Below are 24,582 nucleotides of genomic sequence, written 5' to 3'. Positions count from 1 at the left end.
GCGCGTTCAGGCGGCGAGGCGCTGCCGGCTCGCGGCGGTCTCGGCCAGGTCCAGCAGCAAGACGCGGGTGTTCTCCCAGCCGAGGCAGCCGTCGGTGATGCTCTGGCCATAGGTCGGCAGCCGACCGGGAACCAGATCCTGCCGGCCGGCGACCAGGTTGCTTTCCAGCATGACGCCGCGGATGCGCGCCTCGCCCGCGCGGATGCGCGCCGCGATATCGGCGATGACCGCCGGCTGGCGGGCCGGGTCCTTGCCGCAATTGGCATGGCTCGCGTCGATGACGATGCCGGGATCGATGCCGGCCCGCGCCGCCGCTTCGGCCAGCGCATCGACATGGCGGGCGCCGTAGTTCGGCCCGCCATGGCCGCCGCGCAGCACCACGTGGCAGGCGTCGTTGCCGGTCGTGGTGGCGATGGCCGCACGCCCGTCGGCGGTGATCGCCGGGAAGCTGTGCGACCCGGCGGCCGAGCGGATGGCGTCCAGCGCCACCTGCACCCCGCCATCGGTGCCGTTCTTGAACCCGACCGGGCAGGACAGGCCCGAGGCCAGCTGCCGGTGGATCTGGCTTTCCGTGGTGCGCGCCCCGATGGCGCCCCAGGCGATCAGGTCGGCGAAATATTGCGGCAGGATCGGGTCCAGGAACTCGGTCGCCGCCGGCAGGCCCATGCGGTTGATTTCCAGAAGCAGGCGGCGGGCCAGCGGCAGCCCGTCCTCGATGCGGTCCGAGCCGTCCAGATGCGGGTCGTTGATCAGCCCCTTCCAGCCCACGGTGGTGCGGGGCTTTTCGAAATAGACCCGCATAACGATCTCCAGCCGGTCGGCAAGGCTCCGGCGCAGCTCGGCCAGCCGCGCGGCGTAATCCAGCGCCGCCTGCGCGTCGTGGATCGAGCAGGGGCCGGCGATCACCAGCAGCCGGTCGTCGCGGCCGGCAAGGATGGCGCGGATGGCGGTGCGGCTGTCCGCCACGATGCGCGAGATGGCCTCGTCGCGCGGCAGGCTGGCGGCCAGCGCGGCGGGGGCGGGCAGGGGGCGGAGCGTGTCGATATGCAGGTTCTCGGTCTGGGTCAGCATGGCTCTTGCTTTCTGGAAGAGGCCGGACCGGACGCGCATCGCAAGAAAAAAGCCGCCGGTCTGGCCAGCGGCTTCGGGGATCGCTATCGCGCCTATGCGCTACACGGCAACCCGGTCCCGCTGGATGCAGCGGAACCAATAAAACGAGGCAGTGTAGAACATCTGTTGCGACATGCGCCCTGCATAGCGGCTGCGGCGGCGCTTGTCACCCGGATTCTTGCGCCGGCGGCGAATGGGTGCGCGATTGGCCAGAGTGCTGCGGACTTGCCGCCGTTGCCGTCCTTGCCCTGCGCCTCCGTAAGCGCCGGCGAACGGGCTTGCGCGGTGCGTCCGGCTGTTCGACGCCGGAGGCATGGACGTTTGCGCGCCGCAATCGGCGAACGGCTTGCCGCGGATTGGCATGGCTCGCCGGGCGGTCTAGGCTGTCAGGCAGGCCCGACGCCGGCGCCGTTCGGACCTGCGGCGGGGGCGGGACGAGGCAAGGAAAGGCCGGAAAGATGAGCGAAACGCAGCTTGCCGGGGCGCCCTCGGCGCGGATCGGACGGTGCCGGGCCTGGGCGCCCGGACGGTTGCGGGACGTCGGGGCCGCGCGGCGGATCGCCATGGCGTCCCCGGCGCGATGCCTTCGGCGCATCGGCGGCGATGTCGCGGGCGCCTTCGCGCAGATCATGACGGCGGCTCGGATTGCGGTCCGGCCCGGCGCTTCCCCGGCGCAGGGCGGGGGGTGCGGCGTATGAGCGGCAAGGACAGCCCGGCCTCTCCGCCCTGCCTGGCGGCCGAGATCGCGCCGGATTATTTCGACCCGCTCGCCGTCGAGCCGCAGCAGGCCCGCGACGTGGCGCGCTGGCGCAAGGCGCGGCGCGAGGAGTTGCTGGGCCGCCGCGCGGCGCTGAGCGTCGCCCAGCGGCAGGCAGTGGCCGAGGCCATCGGCGGCGCGCTGGACGCGCTGCTGGCCGCGCGGCTGCCGGAGCTGCGCGGCCGGGTGGTCGCCGGCTATTGGCCGATCCGGTCCGAGCCGGATCTGCGCCCCTGGCTGGCCCGCCTGCACGACCGCGGCGCCGTGCTGGCCCTGCCGGTGGTCGAGCGCCCTGCCAGCCCGCTGGCCTTTCACCGCTGGAGCCCCGGGGCGCCGATGCGCCGCGGCCATTGGAACATTCCGGTCCCCGCCTCGGCCGAGACGGTGGAGCCGGACGTGGTGCTGGCCCCGCTGGTGGGCTGGGACGGCCGGGGCTATCGGCTGGGCTATGGCGGCGGCTATTTCGACCGGACGCTGGCGTCGCGGCGGCCGCTGGCGGTCGGCACCGGCCTGCAATCCGCCCGCCTGGCGACGATCTATCCGCAGCCCCATGACATCCCGCTGGCGGCCATCGTCACCGAAACCGGCCTGCAATACGACGGCGCTGCCCCGGCGGGCCGCTGACCGCCAAATCGCAAAAGGTCTTGTTCAGGATATTGAGCAAGGCCGATTGAAAACCCCGCTGCCTTGCCCTATGGCTTTCCGGGCCGGCCGCAACAGCGGCGCAGCACCGGCGCAACTCCAGCAGGTGGGACAAGATGAGCTATCCGGATACGCAGCTTTTGATCGACGGAATCTGGCGCCCGGCGCGGGACGGGCGCAGCCTGCCGGTGCTGAACCCGGCCACCGGGGCCGAGATCGGCCGTGTCGCCCATGCCGGTATCGCCGATCTGGACGAGGCGCTGGCCGCCGCCGGCCGCGCCTTCGCGGATTGGAAGCGCAGCTCTCCGCTGCATCGCTCGGACCTGATGCGCAAGGCCGCGGCGCTGCTGCGCGAGCGGGCCGAGCCCATCGCCGCGCTGATGGTGGCCGAACAGGGCAAGCCGCTGGCGCAGGCGCGGATCGAGACCCTGGCCGGGGCCGAGATCATCGAGTGGTTCGCCGAAGAGGCGCGCCGCACCTATGGCCAGGTCATCCCGCCCCGCGTGCCGGGCGTCACCCAGCTGACCGTCAAGGAACCGCTGGGCCCGGTCGCCGCCTTCACCCCGTGGAATTTCCCGATCAATCAGGCGGTTCGCAAGGTTTCCGCCGCGCTGGCGGCAGGCTGCACCATCATCGTCAAGGCGCCCGAGGAAACCCCGGCCTCGCCGGCCGAACTGATCCGCTGCTTTGCCGATGCCGGCCTGCCGGCGGGGGTGGTGAACCTGGTCTATGGCGATCCGGCCGAAATCTCGGGCTACCTGATTCCGCATCCGGTGATCCGCAAGGTGTCCTTCACCGGCTCGACGGCGGTGGGCAAGCAGCTGGCGGCGCTGGCGGGGCTGCACATGAAGCCGGCGACCATGGAGCTGGGCGGCCACGCGCCGGTGCTGGTCTTCGACGATGCCGATGTCGATGCGGCGGTGGCGGCCATGGCGGCCGCGAAACTGCGCAATGCCGGGCAGGTCTGCATCTCGCCCACCCGCTTCCTGGTGCAAGAGGCGGTGGCGGACCGCTTCACCGAAGGTTTCACCGCCGCACTGGCAGCCGCCAAGGTAGGGCCGGGCATGGACTCGGACAGCGCCATGGGGCCGCTGGCCAACGAGCGCCGAATCCCCGCCATCGAGCGGCTGATCCGCGACGCGCTGGACCGCGGCGCGCGACTGGCGACCGGCGGGGCGCGGATCGGCAACGAGGGCTGGTTCTTTGCCCCGACCGTGCTGACCGATGTGTCGGCGGATGCGGCGGTGATGAACGAGGAACCCTTCGGCCCCATCGCCGTGGTCAACCGGTTCCGCAGCGACGACGAAGCCTTTGCCGAGGCGAACCGGCTGCCCTATGGCCTGGCCGCCTATGCCTGGACCGGCAGCTCGGCCCGGGTGCAGCGGTTGCAGGACGAGATCCAGGCCGGGATGCTGACCATCAACCATATCGGCCTGTCGCTGCCGGAATTGCCCTTCGGCGGCATCGGCGATTCCGGCATGGGGACCGAGGGCGGCTCCGAGGCGATCGGCGCCTATCTGCAGACCCGCTTCGTCACCCGCAGGGGTTAGAAATCAGGGGCTAGAGATAGGGCGGCGTGCAGGCCGAGACCACCACCGCCTCGCGGTCCGAGATGTTGCGGAAGCGATGCGGCTGGGTCGAGGCGAAAAGATAGCTGTCGCCGGCCTTCAGCACCCGGCTCTGGTCGGCCACGGTCAGCTCGATCTCGCCGGCGATGACGATGCCGCCCTCGCTGCCGTGATGGGCCAGCATGGTCTCGCCGGTATCGGCGCCCGGCTCATAGCGTTCGTGCAGGATCTGCAGGTTGTGCAGCCGCGCGTCGCCGACCTGGCGCAGGGTCATGCGCCCGACCGGCCCCTGCGCGGCGGAATAAAGCCGCGAGGTCAGGTCGCGCAGCTCGGCCGGGGTGAAAAAGGGTTGCGGGCTTTGCGGCAGGTCCGGCTCGAAGAACTCGGACATGGTGACGCCCAGCCCGCCAAGGATCTTGCGCAGCGAGGCGACCGAGGGGCTGGAGCGCCCGGTCTCGATCATCGAGATCTGGCCATGCGGCACGCCCGAAGCCTCGGCCAGCTGCCGCTGCGACATGTTTGCCGCGCTGCGCAGCTCTTTCAGCCGCGCGCCCACGTCGAAATCGCTCATCCTTGCCCCGATGCCGTTTTGCGGCAGGTTATCAGGGCCGGGGGTTGCGCACCAGTTCCGCATCCTGCCGCAGATCGAAGAAAGTCATTGCTCAATATATTGAGCATCGTGTAAGCCGATTCCATCAGCATGGAGGTCTGCACATGGAATCGAAGCAGTTGATCGAGCGGCGCAAGGCGGCGGTGGCGCGGGGTGTCGGCACGCGGGACATCTATGCCGTCCGGGCCGAGAATGCCGAGCTCTGGACCGCCGAGGGCCGGCGGATGCTGGATTTCGCCGCCGGCATCGCGGTGAACAATACCGGCCATCGCCATCCCCGGGTGATCGAGGCGGTGCAGCGCCAGATGCAGGACTTCACCCATACCTGCTTCCATGTCGCGCCCTATGAATCCTATGTCGCCCTGGCCGAGCGGCTGAACGCGCTGACCCCGGGCGATTTCGCGAAAAAGACCATGTTCGCCACCACCGGCGCCGAGGCGGTGGAAAATGCGGTGAAGATGGCGCGGGCCTTTACCGGGCGCTCGGGCGTGATCGCCTTCAACGGCGCTTTCCATGGCCGCACGCTTCTGGGCATGGCGCTGACCGGCAAGGTGGCGCCCTACAAGGCCGGTTTCGGCGCCATGCCGCCCGAGATCCACCACGCGATCTTCCCCAACGCCATGGCCGGCGTGTCGGTCGCGCAGGCGATTGCGCATCTGGAGACGCTGCTGGCCTCGTCCATCGACCCCCGGCGGGTGGCGGCGATCGTCGTCGAGCCGGTGCAGGGCGAGGGCGGCTTCAACTTCGCCCCGCCCGAATTCCTGGCCGCGCTGCGCCGCATCTGCGACAGCCACGGCATCGTGCTGATCGGCGACGAGATCCAGGCCGGCATGGCCCGCACCGGCCGCATGTTCGGGTTCCAGCATTCCGGCGTCGCGCCCGACCTGGTGACCATGGCCAAGGGGCTGGCCGGGGGCTTTCCGCTGTCCGCCGTCACCGGCCGGGCCGAGATCGTGGACGCGCCCGCGCCGGGCGGGCTGGGCGGCACCTATGCCGGCAACCCGCTGGCCATCGCCGCCGCGCTGGCGGTGCTGGAGGTGATCGAGGACGAAGACCTTTGCGCCCGCGCCGAGGAAATCGGCTCGGCCATCCGCGCGCGCCTGCAAAAGCTGGCGGGGAGCTTCCCGGCCATCGGCGATGTGCGCGGCCTTGGCGCGATGAATGCCTTCGAGCTGGTGCAGGCCGGCGACCGCAGCCAGCCCGACGCGCAACTGACCGCCGCCATCGTGGCCGAGGCCGAGGCGCGCGGGCTGATCCTGCTGTCCTGCGGCACGCGCTACAACGTCATCCGCCTGCTGCCGCCGCTGACCATTCCCGACGCGCAGCTGTCCGAGGCGCTGGAGATTCTGGAAGCGGCCATCGAGGCGGCGCTGGTCCCGGCCTGAAGGCGGGACGGCCCCTATCCCATGCCGTCCTGCGCCATGCGGGCGGCGAGCCAGTCGCAAAAGGCGGCCAGCGGCTTCAGCCCGGCCTTGCGCGCCGGCCAGGCCAGCCAATAGGCGCCGCTGCCCGGCACGCCCTGCCGCAGCACCGGCGCCAGCCGGCCCTCGGCGATCTCGACCCGGGCCAGGTAATCGGGCAGAAGCGCGATCCCCAGCCCCGAGATCGCCGCCTGGATCATCATCGAGAACTGGTCCATCATCATCCCGTCCAGCGGCGCCGGCGGCTCGGCCCCTTGTCCCCGGAACCATGCCTGCCAGGCGTCCGGGCGGGTCGGCAATTGAAGCAGCACCATTCCCGCCAGATCGGCGGGCGCCGTTACAGGCCGCCGGGCCAGAAGATCGGGCGAAGCGCAGGCGGTGAGGCGTTCATCGAACAGCTTCAGGTGCTCGGCCCCCGGCCAGTCGTCCCGGCCGTAAAAGATCATCGCGTCAAAGGGTTCCTCGTCGAAGCTGAAGCGGCGGAAGCGGGTGGTCAGGTTGATCGACACCCCCGGATGGGCCGACAGGAAATCCGGCAGCCGCGGCGCCAGCCAGCGCGTGGCAAAGGTCGGCAGCACGGCCAGGTCCAGGCTGCCGCCGTCGGGATTGGCGATCAGCGACATGCTGCCGCGCTGGATCAGGTCGAGCGCGGCGGAAATGTCGCGGAAATACCGCTCGGCCGCCTCGGTCGGGGTCAGGCGCTTCTTGTGGCGGATGAACAGTTCCTGCCCCAGCTGCGCCTCCAGGCTTTGCAGCAGCCGGCTGACCGTGCTTTGCGTCAGCCCCAGGTCCTGCGCCGCGCCGGTGACCGAGCCGGTGCGCATCGCGTCGAAGGCCAGCAGCAGGCTGAGGTTCGGAAGAAAGCGCCTGTGCCGCAAGAACATTCACCCCGTGCATGAAGTAATGAGGATTATCCATTTTCCGGCCTGGTTTGAAAGCGGTAATGAATGATCCGACAGCATCAGCGCATGAGGCATGACGTGACGACGAAATCGCACAAGGGCAGCCCTTTCTCGTGGTCCGACCCGTTCCTGCTTGAGGATCAGCTGACCGAGGAAGAGCGGATGATCCGCGACACCGCCGCGGCCTTCGCCGCCGACCGGCTGGCGCCGCGCGTCGAGGCCGCCTATCTGAACGAGGAAACCGATCCCGAGATATTCCGCGAAATGGGCGCCTCGGGCCTGCTGGGCGTCACCGTGGACGAGGCCTATGGCGGCGTCGGTGCCTCTTACGTCGCCTATGGCCTGGTCGCGCGCGAGATCGAGCGCATCGATTCGGGCTATCGCTCGATGGCCTCGGTGCAAAGCTCGCTGGTGATGTTCCCGATCGAGGCTTATGGCAGCGAAGAGCAGAAGCAGAAATACCTGCCGAAACTGGCCTCGGGCGAGTTCATCGGCTGCTTCGGCCTGACCGAGCCCGACGCGGGCTCCGACCCCGGCGGCATGCGCACCGTGGCCCGCAAGACCGGGGGCGGCTATGTGCTGAACGGGTCCAAGATGTGGATCTCGAACGCGCCCATCGCCGATGTCTTCGTGGTCTGGGCCAAGTCCGAGGCGCATGGCGGCAAGGTGCGCGGCTTCGTGCTGGACAAGGGCACGCCCGGCCTTTCGGCGCCCAAGATCGAGGGCAAGCTGAGCCTGCGCGCCTCGATCACCGGCGAGATCGTGATGGAGAATGTCGAGGTCGGCGAGGAGGCGCTGCTTCCGAACATCGAGGGCATGGGCGGTCCCTTCGGCTGCCTGAACCGCGCGCGCTACGGCATCAGCTGGGGCGCCATGGGCGCGGCCGAGGATTGCTGGTTCCGCGCCCGGCAATACGGGCTGGATCGCCACCAGTTCAACCGACCGCTGGCCGCGACGCAGCTTTACCAGAAGAAGCTCGCCGACATGCAGACCGAGATCGCCCTGGGCCTGCAAGCCAGCCTGCGCGTCGGGCGGCTTTTCGACGAGGGCAAGTTCGCGCCCGAGATGATCTCCATCGTCAAGCGCAACAATTGCGGCAAGGCGCTGGAGATCGCCCGCCAGGCCCGCGACATGCATGGCGGCAACGGCATCCAGATCGGCTATCACGTCATGCGGCACGCGCAGAACCTGGAGACGGTGAACACCTATGAGGGCACGCATGACGTGCATGCGCTGATCCTGGGCCGGGCGCAGACCGGCATCCAGGCGTTCGCGTGATGGATCAGCCGGCGCTGAAGGGGCTGCGCGTCGTCGAACTGGCGCGCATCCTTGCCGGGCCGTGGATCGGCCAGACGCTGGCCGATCTGGGCGCCGAGGTGATCAAGGTCGAGGCGCCCGAGGGCGACGACACCCGCCGCTGGGGCCCGCCCTTCATCGAGCGGCCGCGTGCAGACGGCACCACCGAACGGGTCGCGGCCTATTTCCATGCCGCCAATCGCGGCAAGCGTTCGGTGACTTGCGACTTCAACGACCCCGCCGACCTGGAGCGGCTGCGGGCGCTGATCGACCAGGCAGACGTGGTGATCGAGAATTTCAAGCTGGGGGGGCTGCGCAAGTTCGGGCTGGACTACCAGACGCTTTCGGCGCGCAATCCGCGGCTGGTCTATGCCTCGATCACCGGCTTCGGGCAGGACGGGCCGCGCGCGGCGCAGCCGGGCTATGATTTCCTGATTCAGGGCATGTCGGGCATCATGGACCTGACCGGCGATCCGCAGGGCGAGCCGCAAAAGGTCGGCGTGGCCTGGATCGACATCTTCACCGGGCTTTACGGGGTGATCGCCGTGCAGGCCGCACTGGCCGAGCGGGCGCGGTCGGGTCTGGGCCAGCATCTGGACCTGTCGCTTCTGGATTGCGGGGTGGCGGTGCTGGCCAACCAGGCAACGAATTACCTGCTTGGCGGCGCGGTGCCGCATCGGCTGGGCAATGCGCATCCGAATATCGTGCCCTATCAGCTTTTCCCGGCCTCGGACGGGCACCTGATCGTCGCCTGCGGCAATGACCGGCAATTCGCGGCGCTGTGCCGGGTGCTGGAAATGCCCGAGCTGGCGGCAGAGCCGGATTTTGCCACCAACCCCGGCCGGGTGGCGAACCGCGCGCGGCTGGTGCCGCTGCTGGCGCAGGCCACGCGCCGCTTTACCCGCGCCGCGCTGATCGCTGCGCTGGAAGGGGCGGGGGTGCCCGCGGGCCCGGTCAATGACGTGGCCGAGGCCCTGGCCGAACCGCAGGTGCAGGCGCGCGGCCTGCGCATCGCGCCCGAGGGCATCGCCGGGCTGCGCAGCCCGCTGCGCTTCTCGCGCAGCCCGCTGGTGACTGAACGCGCCGCCCCGGCGCTTGGCGAGGGCGACTGGCGCTTTCAGGGCTGAACCCTAGCCCTGCCGCCCCGCGCGGCAGGCGGCGCGATAGCCGCTGGGGGTCTGGCCGAACATGGCCCGGAACAGCCGCGAGAATTGCGCCTGGTCGCTGAAGCCGAAGCGATAGGCGACGGCGGCCAGCGACAGGTCGCCCGGCATCTGCAGCATGTCCCGCGCCGCCTTCAGCCGCGCCTCGCGGATGAATTGCGCCACCGTGGTCCCGGTATCGCCGAACAGGTCGTGCAGATAGCGTTTCGAGATGCCGCAGGCCGCCGCCACCGTCTCGGGCGACAGGGCCGGATCGGTCAGGCTGCGCAGGATCGCGTCCTGCGCGCGCTTCAGATGCGCGGCGCGGACCGCCGTGGCGGCGCCGCCGTCGGTTTCCGCCTGCCGGTCCAGCGCCAGCGCCAGCAACTCGATCAGGTGCCGGCCCAGCACGTCTGCCGCCGCGGAATCGGCGGGCATGGCATGGGCGCGGCGCACCGTCTCGGCGAACAGACCGCCCAAGCCCTCGCGCCCGTCGAAGACCGTGGCGCAAAGCCGGTCCGGCTGGCGCAGCCTTTCGGCCAGCGCGCTGCGGGCGATCTTCATCACCAGCAGGTCGTTGCGCGCCTGATAGGCGAAGCGATAGGGCTCGTCGCCGCGCTCGATGAGGAAGCCGCCGGGGGCGCAGGTGATGTCGCGGCCCAGCTGGCGGAACAGCACCGGCGCGAGGCTGGGAATGGTGACCAGGTATTCCTCGGCCTCGCCCTGCCGGATCAGCCCGGGCACCCGCTCATAGCGCGCCGGTTCGGTGCGCAGCCGCGACAGCGACACCGGCCCGGCGCTGCGCCGCTCCAGCCGGCCCTGAAAGGTGGCGGGATCGCGATAGCTCAGCTGCAGCGGGAAATAGGTATCCGCGATGATGGCCGACCAATGCGCCGCGCGTTCGGGCGGCGCGGTCGCGGCGGTGCTGTAGCTTTCCAGGGTCATGATGCGCCTCCCCGCATCGCTTGGGCGATTCGTAGCCTGCCGCGAGCAATCGGGCAAAAGAAAACTGGCGCGAAGGCCGGCGGGCGCCAATCCTGCCGCGCGGATCGGCAAGCCTGCACGGAACGACAAGTTTCTCCGCACCCAGCGCCAAGACCGGGCGCCGCCGCCGCCGCACCATGCTCCGACCGAAAAGATGCCGCGCCAGGCGGCACGCCGCAGGGAGAAGACCATGACCAGCCGTTTCCCGGCTGCCCTGCTGCGCGCGCCCATGCGGCCCAGACAGGGAAACGCCATGACCAGACCCAAACCCGACCCCATCACGCTTTCGGTGGTGCGCGGCGTGCTCGAGACCACGCAGCGCGAGATGACGCTGACGCTGGAACAGACCGCCCGCAGCTCGGTCTTCAACCTCGCGCATGATTATTCGACCGCGCTCTTCAACCACACGCCCGAGATGATCCTGCAGGGCCAGGACATCCCCATCCACCTCGGCAGCCTGATCCCGGCGATGAAATCGGTCGCGGGCTTCTTTCAGGGTGACATCCACGAGGGCGACCTGATCCTGCACAACGACCCGGCCTATGGCGGCAGCCATATCATCGATACCTGCATGTATTACCCGGTCTTCTACCAGGGCGAGCTGGTGTTCTGGACCGTCTGCAAGGGCCACCTGACCGATGTCGGCGGCCCGGTCCCCGCCGGCTACAACCCCAACGCGACCGAGATCTATGCCGAGGGGCTGCGCATCCCGCCGGTCAAGCTCTGGGACCGCGGCAAGCCGCGCCACGACGTGATGAACCTGCTGCTGACCAACATGCGCGCGCGCCGCGACCAGGAGGGCGATTTCAACGCCCTGATCGGCGCCTGCCAGGTTGGCGCCCGCAACCTGGTCCGGCTGATGGACAAATACGGCAAGCAGGTGGTGCAGGACTGCATCGCCGAACTGCTGGACATGGCCGAGGCGCATATGCGCAAGCTCATCGCCCAGGTCCCGGACGGCACCTATACCGGCACGGCGGTGCTCGAGGATGCCGGCCACGGCTTCGGCGACATGGACATCACCGCCACGGTGACGATCCGGGGCGACGGCTGCCACATCGCCATCAGCTCGCCGCCGCAGGTGCCCTATTTCATCAACAGCTACGAAGGCAACAGCCATTCCGGCGTCTATCTGGGCCTGATGATGTTCGCGCAATTGCCGCCGCCCTATAACGAGGGGCTCTATCGCTGCGTGACCACCGACATGGGCCCCAAGGGCACGCTCTGCAACGCGAAATCGCCCGCGCCGCACATGAACTGCACCACCACGCCGATGGAGACGCTGACCGACGCGGTACGGCTGGCCTTCGAACAGGCGGCGCCGGCCAAGGTCTCGGCCAGCTGGGGCCATGCCAATGGCTGCAACATCGCCGGCTGGGACAAGCGCCATGACGAGGAATATGTGACCATGGTGCTGGCCTCGATCATCTCGGGGGCGGGGGCCACGGCCAGCCAGGACGGCTGGCATGCCTGCGGGCCGGAATGCTGCTTCGGCGCGCTGACCTCGGGCGATATCGAGATGCTGGAGCACAGCTATCCGATCATCATCCACCGCTATTCCCTGATGCAGGATTCGGGCGGCGCCGGCCAGTTCCGCGGCGGCTCGGGCACCTGCTGGGAGGTCGAGCCGCTGGACAGCCCGATGACGCTCGTCACCTTCGGCGAGGGCCGCCGCATCCCGGCCATGGGCGCGGCCGGCGCCCGCTCGACCCTGATCCCGCCCAAGGTCGGCCGGCTGGAAGTGACGCGGGGCGGCGAGACGCAGGTCATCACCGAAAACGTCATTGAGACCATCCAGCCCGGCGAGCGCGCCGCGAACCGCAATCCCGGCGGCGGCGGCTACGGCGACCCCTATGCCCGCCCGGTCGAAAAGGTGGTCGAGGATGTCCGAAACGGCCTTGTCAGCCTCGAGGGCGCGCGGCTCGACTATGGCGTCGTCATCGCCGATGCCGCGACCCTCGCCGTCGATCACGCCGCCACCGCCGCCCTGCGCGCTGCATAAGCCCTTCTCTGTTTTCCAAATACCCCGCGGGGGTCCGGGGGCGCGAAGCCCCCGGCGCCGGACCCGCGAACCGCAGCCAAAGATGGAACCCGCCATGAAACACCAATATCGCCTTGGCATCGACGCCGGCGGCACCTTCACCGATTTCATCCTCGCCGACCGCGAGGGGGGCTTGCGCATCTTCAAGGCGCTTTCCACCCCGCAGGACCCGACCCTGGCCATCAGGAACGGCCTGGCCGTGATCGAGGAGGAGACGGGCATCGGCCCGCGCGACCTCGTCTCGAACGCCGACCTGTGCATCAACGGCACCACGGTCGGGCTCAATGCGCTGATTACCCATAGCGGCGCCAGGACCGGGCTGATCGCCACCAAGGGCCACGAGGACAGCATCGAGATCCGCCTCGGCCACAAGGAGGACGGCTATCGCTACGACCCGGACTATCCGCCCGCGACCATGCTGGTGCCGCGCTACCTGCGGCGCGGGATCAGCGAACGGGTGATCTCGACCGGCGCCGTCCACACGCCGCTGAACGAGGACGAAGTGCGCGAGGCCTGCCGGCATTTCCTGCGCGAGGGCGTCGAATCGGTGGCCATCAGCTTCGTCTGGTCGGTGCTGCACCCCGATCACGAACTCCGCGCCGCCGAGATCGTGCGCGAGATGATGCCCGAGGCGCGCCTGACCGTCGGCAGCCAGCTCTATCCGCAGGTGCGCGAATATACCCGCACCTCGACCGCCATCGTGAACGCCTATCTGGCGCCGATCCTGTCGCGCTACGTGCAGGCGGTGGACGGCTATTTCCAAGGCCTCGGCGCGCGTCAGCCGGTGCGCTATTTCCAGTCGAACGGCGGGCTGGCGCTGGGGTCGGTGGTCTCGGACCAGTCGGTCTATGCGATCAATTCCGGCCCCGCCTCGGCGCCGCGCGCGGCGCTCTATCTGGGCGAACCCTACGGGCTTTCGGACATCATCACCGTGGACATGGGCGGGACCAGCTTCGACATCACCCTGACCCGCGACGGGCAGGCCAATGTGTCAAAGAACATCGACTTTCTGCGCTATCGCATTGGTATCCCGATGATTCAGGTGGAAACCCTGGGCGCGGGCGGCGGATCGATCGGCTGGATCGACTCGATGGGGCTGATGCAGATGGGGCCGCAATCGGCGGGCTCGGAACCCGGTCCGGCCTGCTATGGCAAGGGCGGCGAAAGGCCGACCACGACCGACGCGAACCTGGTGCTGGGCTACCTGAATCCCGAGGGCCTGGTCGGCGGCCGCCTGCCGCTCAGCGTCGAGAAGGCGCGCGAGGCGATCCGCAAGCACCTGGCCGAGCCCCTGGGCATCAGCGTCGAGACCGCGGCCTACGGCATGTTCACCATCGTCAACAACAACATGGTGAATGCGATCCGCAGGGTTTCAGTCGAGCGGGGCTACGATCCGCGCGACTTCGTGCTGAACTGCGCCGGCGGCGCCACGGGCGCGCATATCACGGCGCTGGCGCGCGAGATGGGCATCGGCAAGGTGCTGGTCTCCAAGCTCGCCTCGGGGCTTTGCGCCTTCGGGCAGATCATCTCGGACGTGAAATACAACTACATGGCCCCCATCGCCGCGCGGCTGGAAGGGGCCGAGGCGGCCAGGCGGCTGGACGAGACCTTCGCCCGGCTGGAGGAGAAGGGCCGCGCCGACCTGCTGGCCGACGATTTCGCGCCCGACCGGATCGGCATCCGCCGCAGCCTGGACATGCGCTATGTCGGGCAGGTGCATGAATGCACGGTCAGCGTCGATCCCTTCCCGATCGACGAGGCGGCGCTGGAACGCCTCAAGGCCGCCTTCCACGCCCGCCACGAGGAGCTTTACACCTATGCCGAGCCGCACAGCCCGGTCGAGGTGGTGAACGTGGAAAGCGCCATTTCGGGCGCGGTCGAGCGGCCGGCGCGGATGCGCATCGCGCAGGGCGCAGGCGCCCATGCGGCGCTGTCCGGCACGCGCGAGATGATCTTCGACGCCTCGGGCCGCAAGCATGAGACCCCGGTCTATGACGGCGCGAAGCTGGGCGCGGGCGACGTCGTCACCGGCCCGGCGGTCATCCAGGAGGTGACGACCACCATCGTCATCGAGCCGGGCTGGGTCGCAGAACTGGACGGCAACGGCGTCTATGTCGTGACCGTGGCCAGCGCCGCCGGCGCTGCGCCCGAAAGGGCCGCGGCATTGACCGAGGCCTGACCAAGGCCTGACTAAGGCCGCGGCGGGGCCGCGCGAGGCCCCGCCCATCCCAACCAATCACAAGAACCAAACAGGGAGCTTCAGCCATGGCTGGATCTTTGGACAATTCGGAAGACCTGGAATTCTCGGACCGGCCGGTGCCGCGCGACCGGCGCATGGGCCGGCTGCCGCTGACCATGGCCTGGTGGTCGGTCTGCTCGGCCATGTTCTACCTGGTCATCGCCGCCTCGCTGGCGCTGGCCTATGGCGCAAGGAACGCCATCATCGGGCTGGTGCTGTCGGTCCTTGCCTATGCGGCGGTGAACGCGGTGCTGGTGCGGCACGCGATCCGCACCGGGCTCAGCGTCTCGCTGTTCTCGCGCCTCCTTCTGGGCCGCAGCGGGGCGGCGGTGGCGACGCTGATCTTCTTTGCCACCGCCATCTATTACGCGGTGTTCGAGGGCTCGGTCATCGCCGTCGCCCTGCGGGAATATGCCGGCATCTCCTATCCGCTGGCGGCGCTGGTGGTGGCGGTCTATTCGGTGGCGCTGATCTTCGGCTCGATCCAGAACTGGCTGGATAAGTTCAACGGCGTGCTGCTGCCCTTCTACCTGCTGGGGCTGGTTGCCGCGGTGGTGCTGGCGGTGGCGGAATACGGCTATTCGGACGCCTGGCTGAACCTTGGCCCCGAGGGCGGCACGCCCGCCGGCGGCTGGTGGGACTGCTTCACCGCCTATATGGGCGTCTGGATCCTGATGATGTTCACCTATGACTATGCCCGCTTCGGCCGGCCCGAGGATGCGCGCTTCCACGCCATTATCAACTTCGGCGCGCCCTTCTATGCCGTGGCCTTCCTGCTCAACGGCCTTGTCGGCATCTTTCTGGCTGCCAGCTTGCCGACCGAGGGCGGGGTCTCCGAGGTCTCGGTCGTCTTCGCGCTGGTGCAGCTGATGGGCGTGGCGGGCCTCGCCTTCGTCTGGATCTCGCAGACCCGGATCAACACCGCGAACTATTACCTCGCCGCGGTGAACATGGAGAGCTTTGCCGAGACCGCCTTCCGCCTGCACCTGCCGAAATGGGTCTGGGCCTGCGTGGTCGGCGCCATCGCCTATGCGCTGATGCTGGCCGATGTCTTTGCCTATATCCTGCAGGCGCTGGCCTATCAGGGCATCTTCGTCGTGGCCTGGGTCGGCATCGCGCTGGTCCATATCGCGACGGATCGCGGCGCGGGCGACGCCGATCCGGCGCAGGCGCGGGCGGTCAATCCGGCGGGGCTGGGGGCCTGGCTGCTGGCCTCGGGCGCGGGGCTGGCGCTGCATTTCGCCGGCGGCACCGCGGCCTCGCTTTCCGCACCGGCGACCTTCCTGGTCGCGGGCGCCGCCTATGGCGCGCTGGCCGGCCGGGTGGCGGCGCGCCGGGCGCTGTCCTGACGGGGGCACGGGCCGGTTGCGCGCAGCCGGCCTTGCTGTCAGATTCCGCACCAGAGGATGGCGCAAGGGGCAGCGGGATGCGGGGGGCCAGATGCGGATAGAGCCGGCGGCGCACCGGCCGGGGATGGATCGCTGGCGGCTGGCTGCCGGTCTGGCCTGCGTGGCGGCCGTCCTGTGGCTGGGCGCGCAACTCGCCTATCAGCATTATTTCCGCGAGGGCCATGCCCGCGCTGCCACCGCGCTGCGGCTGACGGTGAACGCGCTCAACGCCGATCTGGCGCGCTACGAGGTGGTGCCGCAGCTGGTCGGCGATCTGGACCTGATCCACCAGCTTGCCGCCGATCCCGGCAACGCCGCCCTGCGGCAGGAAACCAACCAGTGGCTGGCCGAGCAGAACGAGGCGGTGCAGGCCTCGGACATCTACCTGATCCTGCCGGACGGCGAGACCATCGCCCATTCCGGCTATCTTGGTCCCTCCAGCTTTGTCGGGCAGAATTTCAGCTATCGGCCCTATGTCATCGACGCCATGGCGGGCCGGCAGGGGCGGTTCTACGGCATCGGCACCACTTCGGGAGTGCGGGGTTATTTCTTCTCGGCCCCGGTGCAGGACGATGCGGGCCGCATCACCGCCGTCGTCGCGGTCAAGATCGGCGTGGACCGGATCGAGGCCTCCTGGCGCGGCAACCAGTATCGCGTGCTGGTGACCGACCCCGAGGGCGCGGCTTTCCTGTCCTCGGAACCGAGCTGGCTTTACCACAGCATCCGGCCGCTGACGCCGGAACGGCTGGCGCGGACCGAATCCTCGCGCCGCTATGCCGGCACGCCGCTGGCCGAGTTTCCGATGCAGCGGCTGGAGCTGCACGGCGTGCCGGTCTTTCGCCTGCCGCCGGCGCTTGGCGACGAGGCCGGGGGCGGCCACGATTATATCGTCGCCTCGGAAGAGATGCCGGGCGCGGGCTGGACCGTGCATGTGCTGCTGGACAGCGCCGAGCTGCGGGCCGAGGCGCGGCTGGCGGTGCTGAGCCTCGCGCTGCTCTTGTCGGTCGCGGGCTTCGGGCTGATGATGTGGCGCCAGCGTCGCGCGCAGGCGGCCGAGCGGCTGGCCATGCAGCAATTCGCCACCGCCGAGCTGGAGCGCCGCGTGGTCGAGCGCACCGCCGATCTGGCGCGGGTGAACGATCAGCTGGAACAGGAAATCGCCGAGCGCCGCGCCACCGAGGCCGAGCTGCGGGCCGCGCAGGCCAGCCTGGTGCAGGTCGGCAAGCTGGCGGCGCTGGGGCAGATGTCCGCCTCGCTCTCGCATGAGATCAACCAGCCGCTGGCGGCGGCGCGCAACTATGCCGACAGCGCGGCGATCCTGATCGAGCGCGGAGAACACGCCCGCGCGCGCGAGAACATCGCCCAGATCCTGCTGCTGGTGGACCGGATGGCCGCCATCGGCAAGCATCTGCGGCACGCGGCAAGAAAGCCCGACGATGTGCTGGGCGCGGTGGCGCTGGCCGGGCTGCTGGAGGAGACGCGCACCATCGTCGCCGCCCGGCTGGCCAGCAGCGGCGCGACGCTCGAACTGGACGTGCCCGCCGACCTGCCGCCGCTGCGGGCGGGGCCGACGCGCTTGCAGCAGGTGCTGGTGAACCTGATCACCAATGCCGCCGACGCGGTCGAGGGCGGCGCGGATCGCCGCATCACGCTTTCGGCGCGGGCCGAGGGCGGGCGCATCGCCATCCGGGTGCGCGACCGCGGGCCGGGCGTGCCCGATGCCATCGCCGCGCGCATCTTCGACCCGTTCTATACCACCAAGGGCATGGGGGCGGGGCTGGGGCTCGGCCTGTCGATCACCGCCAATATCGTGCGCGATTTCGGCGGCGAGATCGCCTGCCGCAACATGGACCCCGGCGCCGAGTTCCGCGTGATCCTGCCCGCCGCCGGCGCCGCCGAGGCCGCCGCATGACCCCGCGCGTGCTTCTGGTCGAGGATGACGAGCAGATGCGCAGCTCGACCGCGCAGGCGCTGGAACTGGCGGGTTTCACCGTCGAGGCGCTGGCCTCGGGCGAGGAGGCGCTGGCGCTGGCCGGTTCGGGCTTTGCCGGCGCGGTGGTCAGCGACATCCGCATGCCGGGCATGGACGGGATGACGCTTCTGGGCCGGCTGCACGAGGTCGATCCCGAGATCCCGGTGATCCTGGTCACCGGCCATGCCGAGGTGCCGCTGGCGGTCGAGGCGATCCGCGGCGGTGCCTATGACTTCATCGAAAAGCCCTTCGTCGTGCAGGAACTGGCCACGGTGATCCGCCGCGCCATCGACCACCGCGGGCTGGTGCTGGAGAACCGCCGGCTGCGCGCCGTCGCCGGCAAGCGCGACGATGTCGAGGCGCGGCTGCCGGGCCGCACCCAGGTCATGGTCGACCTGCGCTATCGGCTGCGTGCTATCGGCGCCTCGGATGCCGATACGCTGATCATCGGTCCGACCGGCGCCGGGAAAGAGGTGGTGGCGCGCACGCTGCACGACATTTCGGCCCGCGCCGGCCGGCCCTTCATCGCCATCAACTGCGCCGCCCTGCCCGAGGCGCTGATCGAATCCGAGCTGTTCGGCCATGAGCCGGGCGCCTTTCCCGGCGCGCTGCGGCCGCGATACGGCAAGTTCGAACATGCGCGCGGCGGCACCGTGCTGCTGGACGAGATCGGCTCGATGCCGCCGGATCTGCAGGCCAAGCTGCTGCGCGTGCTGCAGGAGCGGACGATCACCCGGCTCGGCTCGAACGACCCGGTGGCCCTTGACGTGCGCTTCGTCGCCGTCAGCAAGGTGGATCTGGAGGAGCTGGTCGCGCAGGGCCGTTTCCGCGAGGACCTGTTCTGGCGGCTGAACGTCGCGGTGCTGCATGTCCCGCCGCTTTCGGCCCGGCGCGAGGACATTCCGCTGCTGTTCCTGCAATTGCTGCGCGAGGCGGCCGCGCGCCACAACATCCCCGAGCGCGAGGCGCCCGCCGCCTTCCTGTCGGGCCTTGCCGCCAAGGAATGGCCGGGCAATGTGCGCGAGCTGCGCAACCTGGCCGAGCGTTTCGTGCTGGGGCTGGAAGGGGCCGAGATCGGTCCCGCGCAGGGCGCGCGCCTGTCCGACCGGGTGGCCGAGTTCGAGCGCAGCCTGATCGCCGGCACCATCGCCGCCCATGGCGGCAAGCTGCGCCCGGTCTACGAGACGCTGGGCATCTCGCGCAAGACGCTCTACGAGAAGATGCAGAAATACGGGCTGGACCGCCGCCTGATCCTGGACGCCGCCGAGGACGATGCCGGTTGAACAGGCGTATGGGTGGAAATCCACCCATCATTCGCGCGCCATGTTACCTTTTCCACCCATTTTTGACCCATCCGTGCGATTATCGCGGGGTGCGGTTCGTTTTTGATTTGTGCCAGAGGCGCAAGCGATCGCACCTTTTGTCCAGTGGCCGCGTCGAGGAGGACGTCGGCCGAAGTCAGAATTCTTGGGAGGGGATATGGCTTATCCAAAGCTTCTCGGCGCGCTTTGCGCCACGACGATGCTGATCGCGCCGGCCTTTGCGCAGGACTGGCCGCAGCGCCAGATCACCATGGTGGTGCCTTTCGCCGCCGGCGGGCCGACCGATACGGTGGCGCGCATGGTGGCCGAGCGCATGTCGGCCGACCTGGGCCAGCAGATCATCGTCGAGAATATCGGCGGCGCCGGCGGCACGCTGGGCGCCGGCAACGTCGCCAAGGCCGATCCGGACGGCTATACGGTGCTGCTGCACCATATCGGCATGGCGACCTCGGCCACGCTTTACCGCAACCTGGCCTATGACACGCTGAACGCCTTCGACTATGTCGGCCTTGTCACCGAGGTGCCGATGGTCGTCGTCGCCCGCAAGGATTTCGAGCCGGACGACTTCACCGCCTTCATCTCTTACGTCAAGGACAATGCCGACAACCTGACGCTGGCCAATGCCGGCATCGGCTCGGCCTCGCATCTGTGCGGCATGATGCTGATGTCGGCGCTGGAGGCGCCGCTGGTGACGGTCCCCTACAAGGGCACCGGCCCGGCGATGACCGACCTGCTGGGCGGGCAGACCGACATCATGTGCGACCAGACCACCAACACCACGCAGCAGATCAAGGGCGGCACGATCAAGGCCTATGCCGTGACCACGCCCGAGCGGCTGGAGCTGTTCCCGGACCTGCCCACGGCGATGGAAAGCGGGCTCGAAGGCTTCGACGTCTCGATCTGGCACGGCATCTATACCCCAAAGGGGACGCCGGCCGAGGTGAACGAGCGGCTGTCGCAATCGCTGCAATCGGCGCTGGCCGACGAGGGGGTCGTGAAGGCCATGGCCGACCTGGGCACGTCGCCTTCGCCGGCCGAGGATGCGACGCCCGCGGCGCTTCAGGCCAAGCTCGAGGCCGAGATCGCCCGCTGGAAGCCGGTGATCGAGGCCGCGGGCGTCTACGCCGACTGAACCGGCGCGCGCCCCGCCGCCCGCGATGCGCGGCGGGGCCTGCTGCAAGCAGGGGGGAAACACATGTCCACGAAACCCAAGGACGGGACCGACATCGCCGCCGGGCTGCTCTTGATGGCGGCGGCGGGGTTCTTCGGCTGGCAGACGACGGGGCTGGAGATCGGCACATCGCTGCGCATGGGACCCGGCTATTTCCCGATGGTGCTGTCGGGGATCCTGTTCCTCTTGGGGCTGATCGTCTTTCTGCGCGCCTTCGGCCGCGAGGATGACGAGCCCTTCGGCAAGGTCGCCTGGCGCGGCATCCTGTTCATCCTGCCGGCGCCGATCTTCTTCGGCCTGACCGTGCGCGGCCTGGGCTTCGTGCCGGCGCTGTTCCTGACCACGCTGATCGCCTCGCAGGCCTCGGTGCGGATGCGGCCGCTGGCGGCGCTGATCCTGGCGGTGGCGGTGACGCTCCTGTCCACGCTCATCTTCAGCTACGGGCTCGGCCTGCCGTTCCGGCGCTTCGGCCCCTGGGTCCAGTTCTAGAAAGGGGGCGGCATGGATCTTCTCAGCAATCTCGCGCTCGGCTTCTCGGTCGCCTCGTCGCTGGCGAACCTGGCCTTCTGCCTGATCGGCGTGCTGCTGGGCACGCTGATCGGCGTGCTGCCGGGCATCGGCGCCACGGCGACCATCGCCATGCTTTTGCCGATCACCTTCCAGCTTGAGCCGGTCAGCTCGCTCATCATGCTGGCGGGGATCTATTACGGCGCGCAATACGGCGGCTCGACCACGGCGATCCTGATCAACATGCCGGGCGAAAGCTCGTCCGCCGTGACCGCCATCGACGGCTACCAGATGGCGCGCAAGGGCCGCGCCGGCACGGCGCTGGCCACGGCGGCGCTGGGGTCGTTCTTTGCCGGGACCGTCGCGACCTTCCTGGTCGCGATCTTCGCCCCGCCGCTGACCGCGGTGGCGCTGAAATTCGGCGCGGCCGAGTATTTCAGCCTGATGGTCATGGGCCTGGTCATGTCGGTGGCGCTGGCGCATGGCTCGGTCCTGAAGGCGCTGGCCATGGTGGTGCTGGGTCTGCTTCTGGGCATCGTCGGCACCGACATCTATACCGGCGCGCCGCGCTTCACCCTGGGCATCACGCAATATGCCGACGGGCTGAACTTCGTCGCCGTCGCGGTGGGCGTCTTCGGCATCGCCGAGATCCTGCGCAACCTCGAGGACGAGCATGACCGAGAGGTGATGACCAAAAACATCAGCCGCCTGTTTCCCACCCGCGAGGAGTTCAGGCAGATGATCGGCCCGGTCCTGCGCGGCACCGGCGTCGGCTCGGTCCTGGGCATCCTGCCGGGCGGCGGCGCGATCCTGGCCAGCTTCGCCTCATACACGATCGAGAAGAAGGTCTCGGCCCGCCCGCAGGAGTTCGGCAAGGGCGCGCTGGCCGGCGTCGCCGGCCCGGAAAGCGCCAACAATGCCGGGGCGCAGACCTCGTTCATCCCGCTGCTGACGCTGGGCATTCCGGCGAACCCGGTCATGGCGCTGATGATCGGCGCGATGATCATCCAGGGCATCGTGCCGGGGCCGAACGTGGTCAGCGAACAGCCGGCGCTGTTCTGGGGCATCATCGCCAGCATGTGGATCGGCAACCTGATGCTGGTGATCCTGAACCTGCCGCTGATCGGGCTGTGGGTCAGGCTGCTGACCGTGCCTTACTATGTGCTGTTCCCGATCATCATGGCAATGTGCTCGATCGGGGTCTATTCGGTGGCCTCGAACACCTATGACCTCTATGCCGTCGCCTTCTTCGGGCTTCTGGGCTATGTCATGTCCAAGCTGCGCTGCGAGCCGGCGCCCCTGCTGCTGGGCTTCGTCCTGGGTCCGCTGCTGGAAGAGAACCTGCGCCGGGCGATGATCCTGTCGCGGGGCGATCCCATGACCTTCCTGACCCGTCCGATCAGCGCCACCCTGCTTGGCCTGTCGCTGGTCGTGCTGGTGCTGGTCTTCCTGCCGCAGATCCGCAAGCGCCGGGACGAGGTCTTTACCGAAAGCGATGCGTAAGACATTCAACAGAGAGGAAACCATGACCGCATCCATCACCCGCCGCCTGCTGCTGGGCGCCGCCATGGCGCTTGGCCTCGCAGGTGCCGCCGCCGCCGAATACCCCGAGCGGCCGATCACCCTGGTGATCCCCTTCGCCGCCGGCGGCTCGACCGACGTGGTCGGCCGCATCGTCGCCGACCGCATGAGCCAGGAACTGGGCCAGCAGGTCATCGTGCAGAACGTCGGCGGCGCCGGCGGCAGCCTGGGCGCCGCCCAGGTCGCCAAGGCCGACCCGGACGGCTATACGATCCTGATGGCGACGGTCGCCACCCATGCGCTGAACCCGCTGATCCTGAAGCAGAAACCCTATGACCCGGTCGCGGACTTCGCGCCGGTCTCGCTGCTGGTGCTGGTGCCGAACGTGCTGGCGGTGAACCCCGAACTGCCGGTCAATACCGTGCAGGAGCTGATCGACCTGTCCAAGACCGAGCCGCTGGCCTATGCCTCGTCCGGCAACGGCACGCCGCTGCACCTGTCGGGCGAACTGTTCAAGGCCATGGCCGGGATCGAGCTGACGCATATCCCCTACAAGGGCTCGGGTCCGGCGCTGACCGACGTGCTGGGCAACCAGGTGCCGATCATCTTCGACAACCTGCCCTCGGCCTCCGGCCATATCGCCAGCGGCAAGCTGCGGGCGCTTGGCGTGACCACGGCGGAACGCGCGCCCAGCTTCCCCGACATCCCGGCCATTGCCGAGACCCTGCCGGGATACGAGACCTATACCTGGAACGCGCTTTTCGCCCCTGCCGGCACGCCGCCCGAGGCCATCGAGGCGCTGAACAAGGCCGCGCTGGCCGCCATGGCCGACCCGGCCGTGGCCGAGCGGATGAAGGAGTTTTCCGCCACCATCGTCGCCTCGACGCCCGAGGAACTGGCCGAGCACGTCACGGCCGAGATGGCGAAATGGGAGCCGGTGGTGCGCGATGCCAATGTAACCCTGGACTGACGGACCATCGAAAAGGGGATCAAAAGGCCGGGCCGCGACCCGGCCTTTTTCGCGCGGCCTAGCTGCCCGCTGCGGGTGCGGATTTCCGTACGCCCGCCGCGCCGGCCGCCCGCGTGCCGGCGCCGCCGCCGTTCAGCCGGCGCAGCGACAGGTCCAGCCGCGCCTCGGCCTCGCGGATCTCGCGGCTGGCCTGGCGCAGATAGCCGATATGCTCCTCGGCTGCCCGCCGCGCCGCGCCGGCATCCCGGGCGATGATGGCTTCGGCAATGGCGCGGTGCTGCCGGCGCAGCAGCTCGCGGATGGCCGGCACCGCGAACAGCCGGCTGCGGTTCTGCATCACGTCCGAACGCAGCACCCCCGCCAGCGCCTGCATGATCTGGAGCAGCGTCAGGTTGTGGCTGGCCTCGTAGATCAGCAGATGCAGCTCGGCATCCGCCTCGGCCTCTTCCTCGGCATCGGCGCGGGCATGGGCGTGGTCCATGCGGTCGAGGCAGTCGCGGATGCGCGCCAGCTCCACCTCGGTGGCGCGCCCTGCCGCCAGTGCCGCGGCGGCGCTTTCGACGATGCCGCGGAACTCAAGGTAATCGTCGGCGGTCTCGGCATGGCGGGCCAGCATGGCGATCAGCGGATCGGCGATCGCCACCGCGCCAAGCTGTGCCACCTTGGTGCCACGCCCGCCGGCGCTGGTCAGAAGCCCGCGTTCCTCCAGGATCTTCAGCCCGTCGCGCAGGGTCGAGCGCGAGACGTTCAGCCGCTCGGCCAGCTCGCGCTCGGGCAAGAGCCGCTCCTCGGGACGCAGCGACCCTTCGAGGATCAGCGATTCGATATGCTGGGCCACGGCCTCGGCGGCGCGTTGGGATTTCACGGAAGCGTCGGTCATGGGCGCTCATGCGGTTGTCGGACTTGCGCCATGTAAGCATAGGGCAGGCTGTCGGTCCAGAAAAATACCGATTGACGAATATGGTCTGAAAATTATACCAAGAAGAAGAGGCAGGCCCCGCGCCTGCCGCCTGACCAAG

General features: G+C 69.1%; 19 protein-coding genes. 14 read left to right on the top strand and 5 right to left on the bottom strand.

Annotation, left to right across the window (positions count from 1 at the left end; genetic code table 11):
- Nucleotides 1–6 precede the first annotated feature (6 nt).
- On the bottom strand, nt 7–1,071 hold the full coding sequence (locus tag PARJ55_RS0110635) for a 3-deoxy-7-phosphoheptulonate synthase (RefSeq protein ID WP_028713025.1): 1,065 nt from the start codon (nt 1,069–1,071) through the stop codon (nt 7–9).
- 733 nt (nt 1,072–1,804) lie between these two features.
- Here PARJ55_RS0110635 and PARJ55_RS21885 point away from each other — a divergent pair.
- Nucleotides 1,805–2,491 carry a 5-formyltetrahydrofolate cyclo-ligase gene (locus PARJ55_RS21885; protein ID WP_036714027.1) on the top strand — a complete coding sequence of 229 codons (687 nt, stop codon included), beginning with the start codon at nt 1,805–1,807 and terminating at the stop codon, nt 2,489–2,491.
- A 134-nt stretch (nt 2,492–2,625) separates the two neighbouring features.
- Nucleotides 2,626–4,059 (top strand): NAD-dependent succinate-semialdehyde dehydrogenase, encoded by a 1,434-nt coding sequence (locus PARJ55_RS0110620; RefSeq protein ID WP_028713023.1) that lies wholly within the window; start codon nt 2,626–2,628, stop codon nt 4,057–4,059.
- Between the two features lie 10 nt (nt 4,060–4,069).
- Here PARJ55_RS0110620 and PARJ55_RS0110615 read toward each other — a convergent pair whose 3' ends face one another.
- Nucleotides 4,070–4,648 (bottom strand): cupin domain-containing protein, encoded by a 579-nt coding sequence (locus PARJ55_RS0110615; RefSeq protein ID WP_028713022.1) that lies wholly within the window; start codon nt 4,646–4,648, stop codon nt 4,070–4,072.
- A gap of 143 nt (nt 4,649–4,791) precedes the next feature.
- On the opposite strand from PARJ55_RS0110615, the gene gabT reads away from it, so the two are divergent.
- On the top strand, nt 4,792–6,072 hold the full coding sequence (gene gabT / locus PARJ55_RS0110610; protein ID WP_028713021.1) for a 4-aminobutyrate--2-oxoglutarate transaminase: 1,281 nt from the start codon (nt 4,792–4,794) through the stop codon (nt 6,070–6,072).
- A 14-nt stretch (nt 6,073–6,086) separates the two neighbouring features.
- Here gabT and PARJ55_RS0110605 read toward each other — a convergent pair whose 3' ends face one another.
- The gene (locus PARJ55_RS0110605) at nt 6,087–6,992 is read right to left on the bottom strand and encodes a LysR family transcriptional regulator (protein WP_198019347.1); all 906 of its coding nucleotides are present in this window, start codon (nt 6,990–6,992) and stop codon (nt 6,087–6,089) included.
- Nucleotides 6,993–7,076: 84 nt separating this feature from the next.
- On the opposite strand from PARJ55_RS0110605, the gene PARJ55_RS0110600 reads away from it, so the two are divergent.
- Nucleotides 7,077–8,288, top strand: coding sequence for an acyl-CoA dehydrogenase (locus PARJ55_RS0110600; RefSeq protein WP_028713019.1), 1,212 nt, complete (start codon nt 7,077–7,079; stop codon nt 8,286–8,288).
- Nucleotides 8,288–9,433: a CaiB/BaiF CoA-transferase family protein gene (locus PARJ55_RS0110595; protein ID WP_028713018.1), complete on the top strand. Its 1,146-nt coding sequence runs from the start codon at nt 8,288–8,290 to the stop codon at nt 9,431–9,433. The genes PARJ55_RS0110600 and PARJ55_RS0110595 overlap by 1 nt, the downstream gene beginning before the upstream one ends.
- Before the next feature lie 3 nt (nt 9,434–9,436).
- Here PARJ55_RS0110595 and PARJ55_RS0110590 read toward each other — a convergent pair whose 3' ends face one another.
- Nucleotides 9,437–10,393 (bottom strand): helix-turn-helix domain-containing protein, encoded by a 957-nt coding sequence (locus PARJ55_RS0110590; RefSeq protein WP_028713017.1) that lies wholly within the window; start codon nt 10,391–10,393, stop codon nt 9,437–9,439.
- A gap of 292 nt (nt 10,394–10,685) precedes the next feature.
- Between PARJ55_RS0110590 and PARJ55_RS0110585 the strand changes: the two genes are divergently transcribed.
- From PARJ55_RS0110585 to PARJ55_RS0110545, 9 genes are all read left to right on the top strand, one after another.
- Nucleotides 10,686–12,434: a hydantoinase B/oxoprolinase family protein gene (locus tag PARJ55_RS0110585; protein WP_028713016.1), complete on the top strand. Its 1,749-nt coding sequence runs from the start codon at nt 10,686–10,688 to the stop codon at nt 12,432–12,434.
- Nucleotides 12,435–12,528: 94 nt separating this feature from the next.
- A complete protein-coding gene (locus PARJ55_RS0110580) occupies nt 12,529–14,652 on the top strand; it encodes a hydantoinase/oxoprolinase family protein (protein ID WP_028713015.1) in 2,124 nt (707 codons plus the stop codon).
- An 86-nt stretch (nt 14,653–14,738) separates the two neighbouring features.
- On the top strand, nt 14,739–16,061 hold the full coding sequence (locus PARJ55_RS0110575) for a cytosine permease (protein ID WP_028713014.1): 1,323 nt from the start codon (nt 14,739–14,741) through the stop codon (nt 16,059–16,061).
- 91 nt (nt 16,062–16,152) lie between these two features.
- On the top strand, nt 16,153–18,012 hold the full coding sequence (locus tag PARJ55_RS0110570; protein ID WP_198019346.1) for an ATP-binding protein: 1,860 nt from the start codon (nt 16,153–16,155) through the stop codon (nt 18,010–18,012).
- Nucleotides 18,009–19,355, top strand: a complete 1,347-nt coding sequence (locus tag PARJ55_RS0110565; RefSeq protein WP_028713012.1) for a sigma-54 dependent transcriptional regulator — start codon at nt 18,009–18,011, stop codon at nt 19,353–19,355. Before PARJ55_RS0110570 ends, PARJ55_RS0110565 begins: the two co-directional genes overlap by 4 nt.
- Nucleotides 19,356–19,551: 196 nt before the next feature.
- Nucleotides 19,552–20,526, top strand: a complete 975-nt coding sequence (locus PARJ55_RS0110560; protein ID WP_028713011.1) for a tripartite tricarboxylate transporter substrate-binding protein — start codon at nt 19,552–19,554, stop codon at nt 20,524–20,526.
- Nucleotides 20,527–20,589: 63 nt separating this feature from the next.
- Nucleotides 20,590–21,054: a tripartite tricarboxylate transporter TctB family protein gene (locus PARJ55_RS0110555; protein ID WP_028713010.1), complete on the top strand. Its 465-nt coding sequence runs from the start codon at nt 20,590–20,592 to the stop codon at nt 21,052–21,054.
- 12 nt (nt 21,055–21,066) lie between these two features.
- On the top strand, nt 21,067–22,575 hold the full coding sequence (locus PARJ55_RS0110550) for a tripartite tricarboxylate transporter permease (protein WP_028713009.1): 1,509 nt from the start codon (nt 21,067–21,069) through the stop codon (nt 22,573–22,575).
- 22 nt (nt 22,576–22,597) lie between these two features.
- Entirely contained in the window at nt 22,598–23,563 is a 966-nt protein-coding gene (locus PARJ55_RS0110545; protein ID WP_028713008.1) for a tripartite tricarboxylate transporter substrate binding protein, read from the top strand.
- A gap of 58 nt (nt 23,564–23,621) precedes the next feature.
- Here the strand turns inward: PARJ55_RS0110545 and PARJ55_RS0110540 are convergent, their stop codons facing one another.
- Nucleotides 23,622–24,443: a FadR/GntR family transcriptional regulator gene (locus PARJ55_RS0110540; protein WP_028713007.1), complete on the bottom strand. Its 822-nt coding sequence runs from the start codon at nt 24,441–24,443 to the stop codon at nt 23,622–23,624.
- Nucleotides 24,444–24,582 lie beyond the last annotated feature (139 nt).

Source organism: Paracoccus sp. J55, assembly GCF_000513975.1.
Lineage (GTDB): Bacteria > Pseudomonadota > Alphaproteobacteria > Rhodobacterales > Rhodobacteraceae > Paracoccus.
The sequence above is the reverse complement of the archived record's forward strand: the minus strand, read 5'-3'. Positions and strand labels throughout refer to the sequence as shown.

Bases quoted from the DNA above. Each gene is read 5' to 3' on its own strand.
- PARJ55_RS0110550 (WP_028713009.1), top strand. From the start codon at position 21,067: ATGGATCTTCTCAGCAATCTCGCGCTCGGCTTCTCGGTCGCCTCGTCG.
- PARJ55_RS0110570 (WP_198019346.1), top strand. From the start codon at position 16,153: ATGCGGATAGAGCCGGCGGCGCACCGGCCGGGGATGGATCGCTGGCGG.
- PARJ55_RS21885 (WP_036714027.1), top strand. From the start codon at position 1,805: ATGAGCGGCAAGGACAGCCCGGCCTCTCCGCCCTGCCTGGCGGCCGAG.
- PARJ55_RS0110565 (WP_028713012.1), top strand. From the start codon at position 18,009: ATGACCCCGCGCGTGCTTCTGGTCGAGGATGACGAGCAGATGCGCAGC.
- PARJ55_RS0110555 (WP_028713010.1), top strand. From the start codon at position 20,590: ATGTCCACGAAACCCAAGGACGGGACCGACATCGCCGCCGGGCTGCTC.
- PARJ55_RS0110585 (WP_028713016.1), top strand. From the start codon at position 10,686: ATGACCAGACCCAAACCCGACCCCATCACGCTTTCGGTGGTGCGCGGC.
- PARJ55_RS0110595 (WP_028713018.1), top strand. From the start codon at position 8,288: ATGGATCAGCCGGCGCTGAAGGGGCTGCGCGTCGTCGAACTGGCGCGC.
- gabT (WP_028713021.1), top strand. From the start codon at position 4,792: ATGGAATCGAAGCAGTTGATCGAGCGGCGCAAGGCGGCGGTGGCGCGG.
- PARJ55_RS0110580 (WP_028713015.1), top strand. From the start codon at position 12,529: ATGAAACACCAATATCGCCTTGGCATCGACGCCGGCGGCACCTTCACC.
- PARJ55_RS0110635 (WP_028713025.1), bottom strand. From the start codon at position 1,071: ATGCTGACCCAGACCGAGAACCTGCATATCGACACGCTCCGCCCCCTG.
- PARJ55_RS0110620 (WP_028713023.1), top strand. From the start codon at position 2,626: ATGAGCTATCCGGATACGCAGCTTTTGATCGACGGAATCTGGCGCCCG.
- PARJ55_RS0110575 (WP_028713014.1), top strand. From the start codon at position 14,739: ATGGCTGGATCTTTGGACAATTCGGAAGACCTGGAATTCTCGGACCGG.
- PARJ55_RS0110590 (WP_028713017.1), bottom strand. From the start codon at position 10,393: ATGACCCTGGAAAGCTACAGCACCGCCGCGACCGCGCCGCCCGAACGC.
- PARJ55_RS0110560 (WP_028713011.1), top strand. From the start codon at position 19,552: ATGGCTTATCCAAAGCTTCTCGGCGCGCTTTGCGCCACGACGATGCTG.
- PARJ55_RS0110605 (WP_198019347.1), bottom strand. From the start codon at position 6,992: ATGTTCTTGCGGCACAGGCGCTTTCTTCCGAACCTCAGCCTGCTGCTG.
- PARJ55_RS0110545 (WP_028713008.1), top strand. From the start codon at position 22,598: ATGACCGCATCCATCACCCGCCGCCTGCTGCTGGGCGCCGCCATGGCG.
- PARJ55_RS0110600 (WP_028713019.1), top strand. From the start codon at position 7,077: ATGAGGCATGACGTGACGACGAAATCGCACAAGGGCAGCCCTTTCTCG.
- PARJ55_RS0110540 (WP_028713007.1), bottom strand. From the start codon at position 24,443: ATGACCGACGCTTCCGTGAAATCCCAACGCGCCGCCGAGGCCGTGGCC.
- PARJ55_RS0110615 (WP_028713022.1), bottom strand. From the start codon at position 4,648: ATGAGCGATTTCGACGTGGGCGCGCGGCTGAAAGAGCTGCGCAGCGCG.